This is a genomic window from Kitasatospora sp. NPDC001683 (genome assembly GCF_053596495.1).
In genome coordinates this window covers 22,165-40,057 of sequence record NZ_JBSFGK010000073.1, presented here as the reverse complement: position 1 = coordinate 40,057, position 17,893 = coordinate 22,165, and the positions used below count along the sequence as shown (strand labels likewise).

10 protein-coding genes and 5 pseudogenes are annotated in these 17,893 nt (G+C 70.9%); 2 read left to right on the top strand and 13 right to left on the bottom strand.

Translation table 11 applies throughout. The features are described 5' to 3' along the window. Together ACWCYO_RS30435 and ACWCYO_RS30430 are read right to left on the bottom strand one after the other, a co-directional pair. A pseudogene (locus tag ACWCYO_RS30435) lies at positions 1-664 on the bottom strand (ABC transporter permease); the annotation flags it as partial. After that, positions 658-1,470 (bottom strand): ABC transporter ATP-binding protein, encoded by an 813-nt coding sequence (locus ACWCYO_RS30430; RefSeq protein WP_449785994.1) that lies wholly within the window; start codon positions 1,468-1,470, stop codon positions 658-660. The gene ACWCYO_RS30430 and the pseudogene ACWCYO_RS30435, both read right to left, overlap by 7 nt. A 506-nt stretch (positions 1,471-1,976) precedes the next feature. Between ACWCYO_RS30430 and ACWCYO_RS30425 the strand changes: the two are divergent. Then, positions 1,977-2,519 (top strand): annotated as a pseudogene (locus ACWCYO_RS30425) (GNAT family N-acetyltransferase); the annotation flags it as partial. A gap of 669 nt (positions 2,520-3,188) precedes the next feature. Here ACWCYO_RS30425 and ACWCYO_RS30420 read toward each other — a convergent pair. The 8 genes and pseudogenes from ACWCYO_RS30420 to ACWCYO_RS30385 all read right to left on the bottom strand — a co-directional run. After that, positions 3,189-3,947, bottom strand: a pseudogene (locus ACWCYO_RS30420) (alpha/beta hydrolase family protein); the annotation flags it as partial. 11 nt (positions 3,948-3,958) lie between these two features. Continuing rightward, positions 3,959-4,597, bottom strand: coding sequence for a VC0807 family protein (locus tag ACWCYO_RS30415; protein ID WP_449785993.1), 639 nt, complete (start codon positions 4,595-4,597; stop codon positions 3,959-3,961). Beyond that, positions 4,594-5,241, bottom strand: a complete 648-nt coding sequence (locus ACWCYO_RS30410) for a TetR/AcrR family transcriptional regulator (RefSeq protein ID WP_449785992.1) — start codon at positions 5,239-5,241, stop codon at positions 4,594-4,596. Before ACWCYO_RS30410 ends, ACWCYO_RS30415 begins: the two co-directional genes overlap by 4 nt. Positions 5,242-5,874: 633 nt before the next feature. Then, positions 5,875-6,957 (bottom strand): replication-relaxation family protein, encoded by a 1,083-nt coding sequence (locus tag ACWCYO_RS30405; RefSeq protein WP_449785991.1) that lies wholly within the window; start codon positions 6,955-6,957, stop codon positions 5,875-5,877. A 776-nt stretch (positions 6,958-7,733) separates the two neighbouring features. After that, complete coding sequence (locus ACWCYO_RS30400) at positions 7,734-8,276, bottom strand: helix-turn-helix domain-containing protein (protein WP_449785996.1); 543 nt, start codon at positions 8,274-8,276, stop codon at positions 7,734-7,736. A gap of 395 nt (positions 8,277-8,671) precedes the next feature. Next, positions 8,672-10,060 (bottom strand): replication-relaxation family protein, encoded by a 1,389-nt coding sequence (locus tag ACWCYO_RS30395; RefSeq protein WP_449785990.1) that lies wholly within the window; start codon positions 10,058-10,060, stop codon positions 8,672-8,674. Positions 10,061-10,206: 146 nt separating this feature from the next. After that, a pseudogene (locus ACWCYO_RS30390) lies at positions 10,207-10,692 on the bottom strand (DnaJ C-terminal domain-containing protein); the annotation flags it as partial. Between the two features lie 951 nt (positions 10,693-11,643). Continuing rightward, positions 11,644-11,877 (bottom strand): annotated as a pseudogene (locus tag ACWCYO_RS30385) (helix-turn-helix domain-containing protein); the annotation flags it as partial. Positions 11,878-12,052: 175 nt separating this feature from the next. Between ACWCYO_RS30385 and ACWCYO_RS30380 the strand changes: the two are divergent. After that, complete coding sequence (locus ACWCYO_RS30380) at positions 12,053-12,340, top strand: dTMP kinase (RefSeq protein ID WP_449785989.1); 288 nt, start codon at positions 12,053-12,055, stop codon at positions 12,338-12,340. A gap of 8 nt (positions 12,341-12,348) precedes the next feature. Here the strand turns inward: ACWCYO_RS30380 and ACWCYO_RS30375 are convergent, their stop codons facing one another. The 3 genes from ACWCYO_RS30375 to ACWCYO_RS30365 all read right to left on the bottom strand — a co-directional run bounded on the left by ACWCYO_RS30375 (position 12,349) and on the right by ACWCYO_RS30365 (position 16,339). Continuing rightward, positions 12,349-13,191, bottom strand: coding sequence for a hypothetical protein (locus ACWCYO_RS30375; RefSeq protein WP_449785988.1), 843 nt, complete (start codon positions 13,189-13,191; stop codon positions 12,349-12,351). 491 nt (positions 13,192-13,682) lie between these two features. After that, positions 13,683-15,131 (bottom strand): HEAT repeat domain-containing protein, encoded by a 1,449-nt coding sequence (locus ACWCYO_RS30370; protein WP_449785987.1) that lies wholly within the window; start codon positions 15,129-15,131, stop codon positions 13,683-13,685. A gap of 719 nt (positions 15,132-15,850) precedes the next feature. Beyond that, positions 15,851-16,339 carry an RICIN domain-containing protein gene (locus ACWCYO_RS30365; protein WP_449785986.1) on the bottom strand — a complete coding sequence of 163 codons (489 nt, stop codon included), beginning with the start codon at positions 16,337-16,339 and terminating at the stop codon, positions 15,851-15,853. Positions 16,340-17,893 lie beyond the last annotated feature (1,554 nt).

The window sequence follows — 17,893 nt, the reverse complement described above, 5'->3', positions numbered from 1 at the left end:
CGCCTGGCTCCACACCTACAATCACCACCGCGGACACACAGCACTCGCAGGCAAGCCACCCGCCAGCCGCGTCCCCAACCTCACGAGTCAGAACAGCTAGGGCGTTGACATCGGGCGACAGGCGCTCGGCCTCGGCATCGCTGAAGAAGACCGCGTTCTCGAACCAGAGCGCGTCGGTGACCCCCACCACCCGGTAGTGGCCGGCGCTGTCGGAGGTGGCGGCTTCGGCCTGACGCCCGATCATCCCCTGGTCGCCGCCGCCGACGACGATCTCGTCCGGGGCCTTGGGCGCGCGCCCGGCCACCAGGTGGTAGCCCGCGAAGGCGGCCGAGGACCACGGGTGGCCGGTCGTCCCTGCGGAACCGGGGTTCAGCCGTACCGGGAAGCTGCGGTCGGGTGTGGCTTTGCCCGCCGCGGTCACCTTCGTCACGACCTCGGCCGGCAACACCGCCGGGGCCTTCATCGGACGCCCCTCGAAGCCCTGCGGCGCGACCACGACCTGGGCTTCCTTGAATCGCTGCGGGCCCGGGTGCGGCGTGCCGAAGGTGGCCGCCAGGGTCAGCGTCATCATGCCGATCATCGTCGTACCGAGCGCGAGGGCGAGGAAGGCGCCCACGAAGCCCATCAAACGGTGACGCAGGGTGGCTACGGTGATCTTCAGCACGGGTTCGTCCCGCTCCCGCCGGGCTCCAGCGCGGCCATCCGCAGGGCCACGCTCTCGGCCGTCGGCTCGAGCAGCTCGCCCGTCACCCTGCCATCGGCGAGGAAGACCACCCGCTGCGAGTACGAAGCGGCCACCGGGTCGTGCGTGACCATGATCACCGTCTGCCCGTGCTCCTCGACGACACCGCGCAGAAGGGACAGGACCTCCCGCGCGGTACGCGAGTCCAGCGCGCCGGTCGGCTCGTCCGCGAAAATCACCTTGGGCCTGGTGACCAGCGCACGCGCGATGGCCACCCGCTGCTGCTGACCGCCCGAGAGCTCGGCGGGCCGGTGCTCGCCGCGCTCGGCGAGGCCGACCTCGGCCAGCCCCCGGTCGATCGCCACCGGGTCGATCTTCCGCCTGGCCAGCCGCAGCGGCAGCTCGACGTTCTGCCGGGCCGTCAGTGCCGGGATCAAGTTGAAGGACTGGAAGATGAAGCCCATGTGCTCGCGGCGCAGCTCGGTCAGGGCGCGCTCGGCGAGCTCGTGCAACGGCGCGCCGTCGAGCAGGACTTGGCCCGCGTCGACCCGGTCGAGGCCCGCCGCGCACTGCAGCAGCGTGGACTTGCCCGAACCCGAGGGGCCCATGATGGCGGTGAAGGTGCCCGCCCCGAAGTTGGCGTCCACTCCGTCGAGCGCCTGCACCCGGTTGTCGCCGCGGCCGTACGTCTTGTGCACGACGGTCAGGCGGACGATGTCGCCCACCTTCTCCGCACCGACGAAGGCCGGGCTCGAAGCCCGTGCCGGTAGAGCCTCGTTCCGGAACACTCGCTCGCCTTTTCCGTAGGGACATCGGTCGGGGGCATCGGTCACCCGCCGCACCGACGCTAGAGCTGTTCGCGGCATCCACGCCTCCGGACTGCCCCTGATCTCGACCCTGAGGAACCCCTGACCCGAGTAGGCGGCGACCGTGCGGCGCAGACCCCGCAGCCCGCCACCGGCGGCCGGTGCTGTTCGCCCTCATGAACATCGAACGCGGCCCAGTCCGGCTACCTCCCGAAGCGTTGAACTACTACTGTCAGATCTCGCTCGTGAAGGAATCAGTCCGACAGAACATCACGAACCGGACGTCATCTGACTACGCCGAAGCCCTGGTCACACCCGACGGCCCCTCGCCCGATAGAGCTTGGCGTGCAGTCCGGCAGATCGTTCCGGGCGCGTGCAACTGGCATCTCGTCGAAGTGCGTCTCGACATGCGGCGACGTCAGAAGTCGTTGCCCGCACCGGGCCATACGAGGTCGAACCATGTGGCCGAGAGGATCAGGAGCCGCTCCATGTCGGACGAGACCCCGCTGCATCCCGCCTCCTGGCCACCCGCCCCGATCAGGACCGAGCGGCTCGTGCTCCGTGAGCCCGAGACCTGGGACCGTACGGCGTTCATCGAGCTGCTCGCCTCGCCAGAGGTGCACACCTACCTCGGCGGCCCCCAGCTGCGTGACGAGCTCGAGCGCGAGATGCCCGAGGTGCCCGAGCGGTGGCCCGGCAGCTTCGTCGTTGAGCTCGACGGGTCGATGATCGGCCAAATCCTGCTCAGGAGATCACCGGGGAACCGTCGCCCGGCTGTCGCGGGGAAGGTCAGTCTCGGCTACCTGTTCCTGCCGCGGGTGTGGGGATTCGGGTACGCCGCCGAGGCGTGCGCGGCGGCACTCGACTGGCTCGCCGGCGCGCTTCCCGGCGAACCAGTGGTGCTCGCCACCCAGAGCGCCAACGTCGCCTCGATGCGTCTCGCGGCGAAGCTGGGGTTCACTGAGGTAGAGCGGTTCGAGGCCTGGGGCGCCGAGCAGTGGCTCGGCCTGCGGCCCCCCATCACGCCGTCCCCCTCGGTCGCCTTGCCACGCTCCCAGCGGTGGATTGGGCGCAGCAGGAGGACGCCGGAGCCTGGCGGCGGTCGCTGCGGTACCCGCCCGCGGCGGTGAGCATTCACCCCGCGCCCGCAGCCGTCCAAGGCCCGTCGGCTCGACGCTCGGGCCGAGTGGCGACGCACCGTCCTCGCGCACTCTCTCAGCCCAGGCGACGGCCTGCTCCAGCCAGTCGAGCACGACCGCGTTCCGCAGCTGCGGTGCCATTGGGGCGCAGTGGTCGTCGGCGCCCTGGGTCTGCGTCATCACCACGTGCTCTTTGGGGCCGCCGAGGAGGTCGTACAGGCGGTGGTCCTGGCCCGGGATCATTCCTTCGCTCTCGTATCCCAGGACCAGTGCCGGGCACTTCACCAGCGGTGCCACGTCGTCGCAGCGGAAGCGCTCGATCGTCCGCGCAAGTGTCCAGAAGTCGCGGGGTGCCCGGCCGGCGCGGGCGTCGTCCAGGAACTGGCGGCCGAAGATCTCGGCGCGCTTCGCCAGCAGCGGGGCGGCGGGGCCGAGTTCGGGAATGACTTCCGTCCGCCACCGGCGGTTGACGGTCTCGCGGTCGGGACCGGCCGCCAGCTCCCGCCACACCTGGGGCCATGCGCACCAGTTGTCGACGGCGCCGGGGTCGGCGACCACCGCCGCCAGCCGGCCCTCGAACGCGGCGGCGCGGATCGCGAGGATGCCGCACATGCTCCAGCCGGTCAGGGCGATCCGTTCCGGGTCCACCACCGGCAGCCCCACCAGGTGGTCCACGACCGGACGCACGACGTGTTCCCAGTCCGGCCGGAACGGGATGCCGTGCTCGAAGAGCAGGCTCCCTTGTCCGGGCCCTTCCAGAATCACCGCGTTCCACCCACGCTCGACCGCCGCGCACGCGCCGAATGCGTACAGGTCGACGCTCTGGGCGTCGCTGCCGTTGACGAGGATCACGGTAGGCCGCCGCCGCGGTGGCCCGGTCGGGGTGAGCAGGTAGGCGGGCAGCCTCACGTCGCCGTATGGGATGCGGAGCCGCTGCACGGGCGGGTCGAGCAGCTCGCCCGCGCGGTGCCAGCAGGCCCGCATCCGGGCGAAGATCGCGGGTTCGCTGGCCGGGCGCTCGCCGGCGAGGACCGAGAACAGCGCCAGGGAGAGGTACTTGGCGGCCCGCAGGTACGCGTCGCGGGCGACAGTCCTGTGCCCCGCGCGCAGGGCGTCCTTGGCGGTGGCTTCCGTGCGGTGGCCCAGGGCGAGGAATTCCGCGTGGTACGTGCGGCCGGAGACTCCGGCGCGGTTGATCCGGTCCACGGCGGCCAGTACCTCCCCGGCCTCGGCGATGCGGTAGGCGGCGCCGCCGAGCGCGGCGCGGGTCTGGAGGTCGAGGTTGGGTTCGGCGAAGAGGTGGACACGGTCGAGAGGCATGCTGGTCTCCTTCAGGCCCGCAGGCCGTGGCGCTTGGTGTACGCGAGGTGGAAGACGAGCAGCGGGGCAGCGATGACCGGCCAGCACACGTGCATGGCCACCGGCGCGACGTCGACGGGCAGCAGGTAGGCGAAGGCGAGCTGAGCGAACGCGTTCAGCAGGCTCGCGATACCCCAGACGGCCGTGAGCACCCGCAGACCGTGCCGGAAGCCGGCGTCCTCGCCCCAGCGCCCCTCCCACGCCCGCAGGCCGTCCTCACCCGCCTTGACCAGGACGAACGAGCGGAACATCACCATCAGCGCGGGCCGCCCGTAGAGCACCGAGGCCAGCAGCCAGACCCCGATCAGGCCGCCGAGCATCCCCGTCCACGCCTCGCGGACCAGCAGTGCGCGCGGGTCGCCGGTGAGCGCGGAGAGCACCAGCCCGAGAGCGATCATGCTCAGGATCAGCAGGGCCGGGAAGTCGATGCGACGGGTCCGCGCCAGCCGCACGAGGACGACCACCGCCGGCACCGCCGCCGACCACAGCAGCGCGTGCCACTGGTCGACGCCCGCCGCGCGTAAGCCGTAGTAGAGGCCGAGCGGCAGGACGAGGTCGAGCAGGACGGGTATCAGCACGCCGGCGCGGCGCGCAGCTGTGTGGGCGGTCACCGTGCCTCCTCGCGCCTCGTCGCGAGGGCGAAGAGCGTGGACAGCTCGCGCCCGTAGGCGCGGGCGTCGAAGTCGTCGCCGACGGCGAGCCGGTTCGCTGCCGCGTCGATGGACGCCCGGATGGCGGTCGCCATCGCCTCCGCGTCGAACTCCCGGAACGCACCCGTGCGTTGGCCCTCTCGCAGGTGCTGCACCAGCAGCGCGACGGGGGTGTCGAAGCCGGCCGGGCTGACCAGCGGCGCGCCGTCTTCCCGGCGGGCTGCGGCGAGGACGTCGACCAGCGCCCGCACCTGCATCGGGTGCTCCGCCAGGAACTCCAGGTTCGACTCGATGTAGGCGGCCAGCATCGCGGCCGGCTCGGTGTGAGCGCGGATACGCGGCTGCATGAAGGCACGCGCCGCGTCCTGGACGGTGTCGACGACCGACTGGAACAGGTCCTCCTTGTCGTCGAAGTGGTACGAGATCAGACGCACGCTGGAGATCCCGGCCCGCTTCGCAATCTGCGCGAACGAGGCACGGGCATAACCGAGTTCGGCGACGGTCTCGATGGCGGCGGCGATGATCTGGGCGCGGCGCGCGTCAGTGACGAAGCTGCGGCCGGACGACGGCGCGTCGGCGTCACCACTCGCTTGATTTACTCGCATGAGTAAAAAGTAACACGAGTCGGCAACCCAGTCCGTCGCATCGTCAGTTCTCCCTCGACACCCGGCGATGAGCAGCGTGCCAATGGCGCCCAGGCCGCACCGCCCGCACATCACCCGCCGGTATCCGGCACAGCTCACCCGCACCGACCATGAGCTCCGCCCCCTCCACCCGCAGTTCCAGCCACCCGCCAAACGGGCCGGCGAGCGGAACCACGGCACGGCAGAACGGCAAGCCCCCGGACAGCAACCGGACCGGCAAACCCGACCCCCTCCACCCGGCCAACACCCCGGAGCGGCGCGGCGGCACCGACCAGGCCTGCACCCTCACACGTGCCCGCTCGCGAGTCTCGGGGCTACCGCCAGCAGCGCCTTATCCGCTCCCGGTCCAACTGACCAGCACCCAATACAACTGACCAACACCAGGTCAGAACACCAAAACGAAACCCACCCACCCCAAAGGCAGCCACAAAAGGACCCGACCACCCAACTGATACGCCCAGCTCAGAAGCACAGCCTCTGACCACAACCAATGAGCCCGGACAACACCCACCCCGCCACCACCCCGACAGGCACAACCAAAGGTCCAGACAACCCGGCATGAGCGGCCATTTCACGCCCACACCCGCCAACAGGTCACACCCGACGGCCCCTCACCGGGTAGAGCTTCGCGTGGAGCATGCGGTCCTCCCACCACGGATCGTCCGGAGCGGACACCAGCGCGGCGACCTGCTCGCGCTTGGTCGGGGCGGGCAGCACGAGCGGGCCCAGGTTCTTCTCGGCGCGGTCCCGTGCGCACTGCGGGCACTCCAGCCGGTCGGGGCCGGCCTTCTCCCGCAGCTCCAGCTTCGAGCCCTCCTTGCCGCCGATCGAGCCCCGGCACGTCCAGCACGGGCGCAGCGCGGCGTTCGCTGCCCGGGCGGCTTCCAGCTGTTCTTCGGCCTCCCGTTCCAGGCGCTCCATGTGTTCCTGGTGGCAGGGCCAGCAGCGGCCGCCGGGGCGGCGGGTCCACTGGCGGCTGCCATGCACCCAAGTGCTCTCCTCCTTGGGGACGTTGCCGCAGTCGGCGCAGGCGAGGGTCTGCATCAGCTCGCGGTGGTCCTGCTTGGCCTTCTTCTCCCGGGCGGCCTGGCGCTGGTCGTAGGCGGCGCGGTTGTTCGGGTTGTCCAGCGCCTCGATCAGGGAGTGCCGTCCGTCGCGGCCGTAGCGCCACCAGATGGGTCCGAGCGGTCCGTGTTCGGCCAGGGCCTCCAGGGTGGTGGCGATGATGGGCACCGCGTCGTCGTACTCGCGCCAGCCGTCGTCGTTGTAGTCGCGGACCACCTTGCACCACCGGCCGAGCCAGCAGTCGGCGGACAGGTCCGCGATGGCCTGCTGCCGGTTGGCCAGGGCGAGGGGTCCGGCGTCGGTGACGACCAGGGCGACCGGCGGGTACCCGGGCCGGGTGTGGCCGGGCCAGGTTCGGCGCCACCAGTGCACCGTGCGGTCGGCCGGCTCCTGGTCGGCGAGGGCCGGGTCGTTGTCGCGGACCCTGGTGCGGAACAGCTCGCGGTACCGGGGGAACTTCGCGGCGACGTCGGCCGGGGCCATGGTGGAGCGGTCGACCTCGACCATCAGCACCGGCACCCCGATCTCCGGGGCCTGCCACACACCGTCCGGCCGCACCTTGCGCCGCCCGCCCGGCAGCAGGAACTCGGTCTCGGTCGACCAGGACCGCACCGTGCCCACCCCACCCGCAGCCCCCGGCGCACTGCTGTCTGCGTACTCATCAAAGTGCTCACCCGAGTACAGATGAATGTGCTCAGCTTGGTCTGGCCCTGGCCTGCTAGGCCAGAGCGACGGCTGCGATCATCGCCCGCATGACCTGTGATGTGTGCGGCAATGACTCGTCCGGTGACCCTGATCCGGTTCCGACGGTGCCAGAAGGCGGGGTGTGGGTAATCTGCGGGCATTGTTTTGCGGCCGTCCTCCATGAGGGCGGTCGAATCGGGCGTCCGCCGTACCGGCCAATCACAGACCGGTGGTGTGCTGCTGTGGACGAATCCGGGGAGGTGGAGGTCGAGCATGCCGTCGTGACTGGTGTCTTGACGCTTTGCGGAATGGGCATCGAACGAGAAGGGCTGGCCGGATACGGGTACTCGTGGTCTCCGCTGAGGCCGACGGCCTGCACTGTCTGCCGGTCTGTTGCGGCCGATGTTGATGCGCGCTGGCCGTCTGGCCGACGTGGCCGCCCGGAGCAATGAGCGGCTCCGGAAGGCGACCGATCCATGCGTCGTCGCTGATCGGGCGCTGGCTTCCAGCTTCGTGCGGTTGGTGGCCGCTCAGTTCGTCATCGATGTCGGCGCTCAGTGGTCAGGCTACGTCGGCGTCCCGGTCGATGGCGGCGAGGCAGACGATCTTGGTCATGGTGGGTACCCCCTGGGGTGCGGCGGTCGAGGCGGTCACGGTTGTCACAGCGGTCCGGGCAGTCCCGGCGGTCGAGGCGGTCACGGCCGTCACGGCAGGACGACGGCGAGGGCGTAGCGGACCGGCCGCGGGCCCGGGCAGTGGAAGCGGGACGGGCCCCAGAGTCGGAAACGCAGGCAGTCGCCGGTGGCCAGCTGGTGGGTCTCGCCGCGGACGGTGAGTTCCAGGGTGCCGTCCAGGACCCACAGGTGCTGTTCGATACCGGGGACGGGCGGGGCGTCATAGTCGATGGCGGCGCCGGGGCGCAGGGTGCCCTCGATCAGTTCGCCGCGCAGGCCCGCGTGCGGCGGGGAGACGGAGCGGCGGACGAAGCCGGATGCGGGGTCGCGCCAGACCGGTTGGTCCGGGGCGCGGAGCAGTTGGGGCGGTTCGGCCTCGACCTCGGCGAGCAGGCGGGACATGGTGCGGCCGTAGGCGGAGCAGAGCCGGCCGAGCTGGGCGGCGGTGGGGCTGATCTCGGCGCGTTCCAGGCGGGAGAGGGTGGAGCGGCTGACGCCGCTGCGAGCGGCGAGGTCGTCGAGGGACCAGCTGTGCTCGGCGCGGAGCGCGGCCAGGCGGGCGGCGAGTCGCAGGTCCTCGGGGGGACGGTTCCGGTTCTCTCATATTCGGGAGGATATCCCGGATCGGGGATGTGATGGCCGGCGGGGTAGCGACGGCGCGGGCAACGCGATGCCCCGCACCCGAACAGGAGGGCCCGGGACGGGGTGGGCAGGATGTCCGGCCCCTCCCTCTCGCCGATCGAACCCCGGCACGTCCAGCACGGACGCAGCGAGGCGTTCGCGCTACGGACGGCCTGTCTGGAGGACGCCTCGCGGTCGGCCCGGGACCACTCCACGCGCAGGCCGCGGTACCAGGGGTTGTCTGCGGGGGTGCGTATCGTCCGGGGCAGCAGGTATCGCAGAAGTGAGAAGAAAGGGGCGGGGTTAGCTGAATCGATGCCCCGCCCCACGCCACCAGACGCAACAGGTCACGCCCTACGGTCCCGCACCGGGTAGAGCTTCGCGTGGAGCACCCGCGCCTCCCACCACGGATCGTCCGGGACGGACACCAGCGCGGCCACCAGCTCCCGCTTCGTCGGCGCGGGCAGCACCAGGGGACCCAAGCCCTTCGCGACACGGTCCCGCACGCACCCCGGGCACTCCAGCCGGTCCGGGCCGGCCACCTCCCGCAACTCCAGCTTCGAGCCCTCCTCCCCGCCGATGGAGCCCCGGCACGTCCAGCACGGGCGCAGCGCGGCGTTGGCCGTGCGGGCGGCTTCCAGCTGCTCTTCGGCCTCCCGTTCGAGCCGCTCCTTCCGCTTCTGGTGGCAGGTCCAGCAACGTCCGCCAGGCTGCCGGGTCCACTGGCCGTGGAGGCCGTACTCCCAGGTGCTCTCCTGCTCGGGGATGTCGCCGCAGTCGATGCAGACCAGGGAGTCCATCAGCTCCTGGTGGGCCTTCTGCTGCTCGTCCTCGCGGACGGCCTGGCGCTGGTCGTAGGCGGCCCGGTTGTTCGGGTTCTCCAGCGCCTCGATGAGGCAGTGCCGCCCCGAGCGGCCGAAGCGCCACCACACCGGCCCGAGCGGCCCGTGCTCGGCCAGCATCTCCAGCGTGGTCGCGACGACCGGGACAGCGTCGTCGTAGACCCGCCAGCCGTCCCCGTCGTTGTCGTCCCGGCGCACCGTGCACCATCGCCCGCCCCAGACCTCGGCCGACAGCTCGGCCACGGCCTCCTGGCGGTTGGCCAGCGCGACCGGGCCAGCGTCGGTGACGACCAGGGCGACGGGTGGGTACCCGGCGCGGGTGTGCCCGGGGTAGGCCCGGCGCCACCAGTGCACCGTGCGGTCGGCCGGCTCCTCCTCGGAGCGGGCCGGGTCGTTGTCGCGGACCTTCACGCGGAACAGCTCGCGGTAGGCGGTGAACTTCGCGGCCACCCGCTCCAACGCCATGGTGGAGCGGTCGACCTCCACCATCAGCACCGGCACCCCGATCTCCGGAGCCTGGAGCACCGCGTCCGGGCGCACCTTGCGCTTCCCGCCCGGCAGCAGGAACTCCACCTCGGTCGCCCAGTCGGTCACGGTGCCCACCCCACCCGGGGCGTCCGGGGCCGTGCCGCCCAGGACGAACGCGCCGATCGTCTCGTTAACCGCCATCGCGTGCCGGGCACCGGACCGCCCGGCACCCCGAGCCGTCCCGCCCATCTCCGAGCGGACCATCCCGAGCACGGCGGCGGCCGCGTCCAGTCCGGCCGCGCCCTCCAACCGCCACGTCTTGCGCCGGTCCGGCGCGGCGAACGCGTCCCGGCCCGCGGCGACGGGGCGGTCAACGAGAAGGGGCGCCCGGGCCCGGTACCTGCTGTGCTGCCGACGGGGCCGCACCTGCGGGCGGGCGGTCGACGGGCCGTGGTCCTGCCTCGCCGAGGTCAGCTTTCCTTCAGCGGCGGGGCTGGCGGGATGGAGACCGTACGATTTTTCAGCCGGGCGAACAATCGCCGCTGGCCGGGTGGGAATTGACTGCGAGCGGCTATCTCCACGTAGAGGTCGCCGGCCGGGCCGCCGCAGGGACCCACTTCACCCTCACCGGCCAGTTGGATCCTGGTGCCGTTGTCGACACCGGCCGGGATCGTGACGGTCAGGGTGCGGCGGGCCCGGACCCGGCCGTCGCCTTTGCAGGGGCGGCACGGAGCGGGGACCACGGTGCCGAAGCCCTCGCACTGCGGGCAGGGGCGGGAGGTTAGGGCCTGGCCCAGGAACGACCGGGTGATCTGGGGGACATCGCCCGTACCGCGGCACACGTCACAGGTCCGCGCAGAGGTACCCGGGGCCGTGCCCTCCCCATTGCAGATGGTGCAGGTGATGGCGGTTTTGAGCTTGAGTTCCTTGGTAACGCCGGAAGCGGCCTCTTCCAGGGTGATCTCCAGCCGGATCATCGCGTCCTGGCCGCGCCGAGCGCGCGAACGCGGACTGGTATGCCCGGCGGCGTAGTCGAAGAATGCGTCCGCAAGGTCGGAGAGAGCGATCGCTTCCGGTGTCTTGGCCTTCGCCTCCGGACCACCCGCTGGCGTGTCGGCGGCAGCGTCGGCTGAGGCATCCTCCGTGGCAGCCAGCTCGTCCACAGTCCGGCTGGCTGCCAAGGCGAGTTCGAGTACCGTCTTCGCGCTGGCGTCCGCAGACTGCGAGCGGGTTGTCGGCGATTGTCCTGCTGCTTCGGTGCTGGTCGGCGGACTGTCCGCGGACACATCCATCGGTGAGGCCGACCGCTCACCCCACGGGGTGTGGTCGTTCACCTGTCCGACGGGTCCCTGGCGATCGAGCTCCCCGGAGACCTGCCGCAGCGTCTGGTCATCGGCCTCGATCACGGCGGCCGCACGGTCGAGGGCCTGGTCGATGTCGTCCCCGAACGGGTCGTCGCCCGGCCCCGTCCCCACGGACACGGCAGGCAAGGGGACCTGGGCCTCCGCGGCGCCGTCCTGGCCGACACGCAGCCGGTCGAGTTCGTCGTTGAGCTCGCGGACTTCCAACGCGAGGCGGGCGGCGATCTCCTCGGCCTGGCGGCGCTGTGCCTCGACGCGCCGTAAGTCGGTACGGGCCCGCTGCTCCTGTTCCCGGGCCCGGGCCAGTTGTCGCTGCGTTGTCTCCAAAGCTGCCGTGGCGACGTGTGTCGCCTGCTGCTGGAGGCTTTCGTTTTCGGCGATCAGGCGCTCGACACGTTGCTCGAGCTTGTAAACCATGCCAGCCAAGATCACGGCCAGGCGGTCGGAGTTGTGTGCGGCACGCTCGACCTCGGCCTGACGCTCCAGGGCACGGGTCAGCCGATCGTAGGTTTCGACCTGCTGCGCGCGGATCTCGGCGATCCCGACCACCGACGTGGCATCGGACGGCGCTGGAAGCACCCGTACTGGGTTCAGGGCCGCCCGTAGTAGCTGGGCGGCCTCGGCCTGGCGGCGCTCGCGCAGCCGCGGATCCTGGACGACGGTTGCGGTGACCAAGGCGGTCACGAACGCGGCGGGCGGCACCTTGCCAGCCAGGTAGGCACTGGTCTGCTGCTTGGAGTAGTGGATCGCTGCGGCCAGTTCGGTCATCGTCCGTCCGCTGTTATCGACCTGCCTGCGCAGGAACTCCGCGAGCTCCCGCGCCTCCGCAGACTCGGCCGTGATCCGCCCCCACCGTCGCCCCGGACGGCCCTGCCCACCCATCTGCTGCCTCCGTCCCGCCCGAAGGCGTCCACGCAGTCCCCCCGGACAACCGTGATTGTCCGGACCCTACCTGCCTCTTTCCCCCGGACACGAGCGGACGGACCAAATCCCCGGCACAGTCCTGACCATCAGGCCCGCCGCGCCGGGCACCATCCCCGTCGAGAAAGACTCCGCCGTGCTGCTCCCACCCCTGCGCGACCCCGGCGCCCTCCAGCGCGTCATGGTCGTCGCACTGCTCGCCCCCGTCCTCCTGATCGCGGCGATCGCATCGGTCCCCGTGTTCGCGATCCTGCCCTTCCTGAGCCACGGGACCGAGCGCACAGTGAGGATCCTCACCGCCCACACCGCCTACGCCCGCACGCTGCTGACCGCCAGCTGCACACCGAGTGACCCGACCCCGCCCCGGTCGCGTCATCGCAATCCCTGTCAGCGGGTCCTCCGCGCCCCGGATAGGGGCCGGTAGATAGGTGGTCAGCCGAACAGGCGGCGTTTCCGAGTCGCCTGCTGCTGCTCGGCCTCGCGGCGGGTCTGCTCGGCCTGCTGCTGGCAGCCGGTGCAGTCGGTGGTGCCGTCAGGGGGAGGCGTGGTCGGGGTCGTCGTACTCGTCGGGGCGGCGTCGGCAGGTCGGGCAGCGGCGGGCCTCGTCCGCTTCCCACTTCGCTGGAACTCCTTGCCCCGGTCCACCCGCACCAAGGTAGGAAGGCCGCCCGCAGGGCCGAACGGTTCGGTACGGGTGATCGAGGCGCGCAGCGCGGCCAGCACCGCGTCCCTCGACGGGGCGTGCGGTGTGATGGCCAGGCCGAGGATGTACTTGGTGGCGCAGTCGATGAACCACGTGATCCACGGACACGCCAACTCGCCCTCGACATCGACCTGCACCGGCACGTGCTTGCGGTCACCCTCCCAACACGCGTTCCTCCACAACCCCGGCCGCTTCCCGAACACGTCATGCGCCCGCCGGGCCGCTTCCCCGCCGCGCAGACCGGCCCGCTCCCCCACCGACAACTCCCGCACCACCGCGCGGTGCAGCGCCGACAGCGACAGCACCGGCCCTGTATCGGGGTCGTCCGCCGCGAGGGCCACCAGTTCACGGTGGACGGCCGAGACGTTGCCTCCCCACAACGCCAGCAGACGCCGGATCTCCGGGGTGACGGTCAGCTGCGTGCGGGGGCGCGGCGAGAACCGGCCTTCCTTACGTGCCGCGGCGACCCAGTACCACACCGCCCGCACAGTCACCCCGAGAGAAGAGGCGACCAGTCGCACATGAGCCGTAGTCAGCTCGCCCCGGCTGTCCAGGTCCATCAGGCGGGCCACCGCAGCTTCCCGGTCACCCCGAGCCACTGCGGTGGGCCGGTCCGGCACCAACCCGGGCGGATCCAGAGCGACCACCACTCCCCCACCTGTCGACGGCACGAGACCCCGAACCCTCCGAGCTGGCGGTCTCCTTTCAGCGGCAGGCTGTCCTCCGTCTCCGTTGCTCATCCCGACACGCCGGGAGACAGCACTCGATCGAAGGGAAGCTTCGCGGGCGATGTTTCACCAGCGCCGAGAACACCGGCAGCCCACTCCTGGACCTGGCCGACAGGCCAAACTCGACGGCGGTCAGCGTCCACTCCTCATCGCGGCCTCGGCGCGATGCTTCACCGGATTCCAGGCAGGCCATGCGCTACGACCCACCTGGGAGGACACCCGGCCAGCCGGAACAGACCGGCCGATGGCCAGGAGTGAACGCCAGCGCCGAACCCGGTGAAAACCACACGCCGAACACGAGCGGGCCACACGAGGTGCGCCTGCCTGCGACCTGGCTACCGGTTGCCAGGCCCCGGACGAAGCGCGTCAATCAGCAGTCGGACCACGTCCTCGGTGAGCTCGGTACGCCGCTGCTCCGCCAGGGCGAGAAGCTCGGCGGCCTGTGCAGGGCTGGCGCCGAGGGGCGGAGCCGGGCGGGTGCGCCAGGGGTGCGGGGCCAGGTTGCGGATCTGGGTGGTGGCGTCGGTCCTGCCCTGGGCAGAGAGTCGGGGATGGGTGTCGCCGCTCACGACGAGGGCGGCGCGCAGTGCGGTGAGGCGGTCGTGCCGGGTCAGCAACCGGTAGCCGGCCCGTCGGACAGCCGGTCGCTGCGGGTCGGTGAGCATGTCCCACAGCAGGTCGGCAGGCAGCTGGGTGGCACTGGGGGCGAGCGTGGCGGCGGCCTCTTTGACCACCGCGGTGGAGCCGTCCCGCAGCAGCGCCGTGACCCGGGGCACGGGCACCATGTCGAGGCTCCGTAGGGCGCGCAGCGCGTGGACGCGGACCTGAGGAGCCGGGTTGTCCAGCAGGGCGGTGAGCAGTGGGCCGTCGGCCCGGCTGCCGGTCTCGGCGAGCCCTCCGACTGCCCCGACCTGCGGCTCGGCCGCCTGGACGGCCGCGCGGTAGTACGCCAGTGGATCCGTACCGGTGCGGCGTGCCGCCTCTCGCGCGAGGGCCCGGATCAGTGCGGACGGATCGTCGAGATACGGCACCACGTTCTGCGGGGAGCCGGTGCGCATCAGCCCTGTGAGGGCGGTGATCCGTACCTCGGCGTGGCGGCTGCGGGCCAGGCGGCGCAGCAGCTCGACCTGGTCGGTCCACACCGCCTGTCGGGCGGCGGCCTCGGCGGCCCGGGCTCTGACCTGCCGGTCGGGGTCGCTCTCGGCGAGGGCGGCGAGGTCGCGAAGTCCAAGGCGGTGCGCGGCGGTGTCGAGGACGAAGCGCCGCACCGCCGGCTCGGGGGCCGTGAGAAGCGTTCCGGACAGGGCCGTGCCCGACTCGGCCAGCAGCGGCACGAGCAGTTGACCGTGGGCGAAGGCGCCGCGCCGGCGCCGGTTGATCAGCAGGGCCGTGCGCACGGTCGCCGGGGTGGCCAGCAGGGGGTTCTCATGGAGCAGCACGGCCAGAGCCGCGCACGCGGGATCCCGGACCTGACGGACCCAGTCGCTGGTCCGCAAGACGATAAACGGCATCAGCTCGGGACGCGGCTGGTTCAGCATCCGCCGCACCGCGCGCTCACGGATGCGGCCATCGGCGTGCGAGGCCGCCAGGACAAGGGCTACCGGGTCGGCCTCGGTGAGTGACGGGGCGGGGCGCGTCGAGTACGCCGACTCCCGGCGTATGAAGGCGTCCAGGCGCAGCAGCAGCGCCGGACGTCCCGTCAGCACACGCAGCGCCTCGAACGAGTCTTCAAGTTCCCCGGCCGAGCCGACCTCCAGCAGCGCGGTGATCAGCCCCTCGAACACATCCCCGTCCCGAGACCGCGCCTCGGCAACCACCAGCCGGACACGCTCCACGGCATCCACGCCCGGGGAAGGCTGCAAGAGGGGTTGCTGGCGACGGAAGAAGAAGTTCACCGCGCCATCCTGCCGGAGCCGATCAACCCGCCGCTTCCCATATACGACGCCCACAAGATCCCTGTCCCGGGACGCACCACTGCCGGCCGGACCCCAGCAGCCGCGATAACGATCGGCGTCTGTGCTTCACCGCACCGCGGAGTGATGCTTCATCAGCACATCAGCGCGGCCCTTCACCACTGCCCACTCAACATGCCCCTGAGCAGGAAGAACCACCACCCAACCCCGAGCGAACAGGAACGGCGAACCCACTGAAAACATCACGCCGATCATCAGGCCCCGCGCCCGGTCCCTCCCCTTCGTAGCGGGGGGACCGGACACGGCGGCGGGCGCCCGGTACCTGTTCGGATCCGCCGGACGTTGCGCCACTCGCGAGTCCGCTCGTGGAAGCCCACCAGCCGGGACGCCTCTCTGCTGCTGTAGCCCTGATCCACGAGCTGGAAGTATTCCGCCCGCTCGACACGGAGCTTTCTACGCCCTTGCGGCTTCCTGGCCCTGCGGATCTCGAAGTCCATCGCATCCCCTCAGCTGGGGTGTTGCGACGACCAGTAGAACCCAAGAACGGGGTATTTTTCCGTTTCAGGCCTGGGCGTCAGGCAGAGTTCGGGTCACTCCCAGAACTGATACTTATTGTTTGCGTCGCACGGAAGAGTATGAACATCATCACCGTCAACGGCGAGGCACCTTCCCGTGGCAACATTTTTGAGAACCCAGCCCCCGTTCCACTTCTCCTCAGACCAGAACTGGTACTTGTTGTACTGGCTTGGGGCGTCACAGTAGCTGATGTAGACGCTGCCCCTAGCGTTACTGTCAAGGCACCTGGCGCGTCCATCGCTCCAAGTCGTGTATTCGATCCAGTTGTTTCCGTGCTCGGGGTGGATATCGTCGGACCACCACTTCAGCCCCAAGCCGGCGTCGCAGCTACCCATCGATACATAGTCAGTACCCTTGATTGGATAGTTAAGACACTGACCTGTCATCTTGTTTGCCCAGTTGACGCTGCTGCCATTGGCCGATGCAGGCCCAGCAGCAGCGAAAGCAATCGCAGCCACAGCCGCGGCAGTAATAGCAAAACGGCCTATGTTGATTTTCTTCAACTTGCCCCCTCGGCTCGAAAGTGAACTTTTATTGACTATGCGGGCGCATGAGGAAGCAAGAGAAGTGGAAATTGTCATCAACACGGGGTGACAGATGTCACAGAAATGGACGAATCCCTTCCGGTTATGTCAGAAGGGAGCTCGCGGCCTGTTGTTTGCTCAGAGCGCGGCAAGGAGCCCTGGACCGCTGCACGAGGAGGCATCAAACGACGGCGCAGCACCGACTCCATGCCACACGCGAGGCGCCCAGCGACGCGGCCGCGACGGCGTGCCGACGGCCAGCACGCGCAACCATCGGACAGCCCCCGAGGCCCGCTGAGGACCGCACTGAAAACCTCACCAAGAGCCGCATCAAGGACCGCACCAAGGCCGCCCCAGCTCCACACCGGCGGCCACCGGCACCACACCACCGAAAACCCGTCAGAGCCACGCCAAAAAGGCGTCGGGAACCCAGCGGGCCGCCGAACCGGCGCAGCACGGCCAAGGCGGACGGTCCCCACCCGGGCCTCCCCCGAGGCGGTACACCGCCTCCTGGACGGCGGCCTGACGCCACCCACACCGAGCCCCCGACCCCCATGCCAGGACCGCGCCGAGGCGGCCGCGGGAACCGCCGCCCACCGGCTCAATGGGACGCGCGAGGCATCCCCGACGACGTCGGCCAGGACGGCGCCAAGGCAACCGGGGCCGAAGGCCGGCCGGGCGCAGCACGACGGCGGCCGGGACGGCGCCGAGGACGGCGGCCATGCGACCGGGCGCCCGCTTGATGACTCGCGCGAGCCATCCCTCGCTAGGCCGACGGACGGCGGCGGCACCGAGCAGCACGGCACCGAGCAGGACGTCGACCAGGCCGGCGACGACGGCACCGGACCGCGCCCTCGTGGGCCCCGGCTCACAGCCTCACAACCCCTACAGGCCACCCCCCGCCACCAGGGAGAACAGCACCCCAACAACACACCCCACACAGGCTCACAGCCCCGGCCCCACAGGCACCGCCCCCGGACAGGACAGCCGCGAAAACGGTGGCGGGACCCGGACGGCGGCGAGGCGAATACGGGACGGCCGGCTCCTGGCCGACGACCAGGAGCAGCGACCCAAGCGACCCGCGCAGCGGCGAGGACAGGCGGCGACCAGGACGGCAGCACGATGGGACGCGCGAGCCATCCCCCGGGCGACGCCGGCGCAGCCGCGAGCAGCAGACGGCGGCGAGGACGGCGGCGAGCAGGACGTCGACCAGGCCGACGACGGCGGAACCCGGACCGCGCCCGGACGGCGCCTGACAGCGGCCCGGGCTTGATGGCACGCGCGAGCCATCCGGGCTGGCAGACGGCGGCGAGGCGGACGTCCACGGACGGCGGCCAAGGCCTCGCCCGAACCGGCCGCGACGGCGGCGAGCAGCACGGCACCCGAGCAGGACGGACCCCGGCGCAGCGGGCGAGCCCGCGACCAGGACGGCGGCGAGCAGGACGCCGACCAGCCGCCCCGGACAGGGCCGCCGATGTGCGGCCTGACAAGATCACCACCCGGTGCGCGTCACACCCCATTGCCCGTGACGCG

Excerpts from the sequence above, each read along its gene's own strand:
- ACWCYO_RS30410 (WP_449785992.1), bottom strand. The coding sequence starts at position 5,241 with ATGCGAGTAAATCAAGCGAGTGGTGACGCCGACGCGCCGTCGTCCGGC.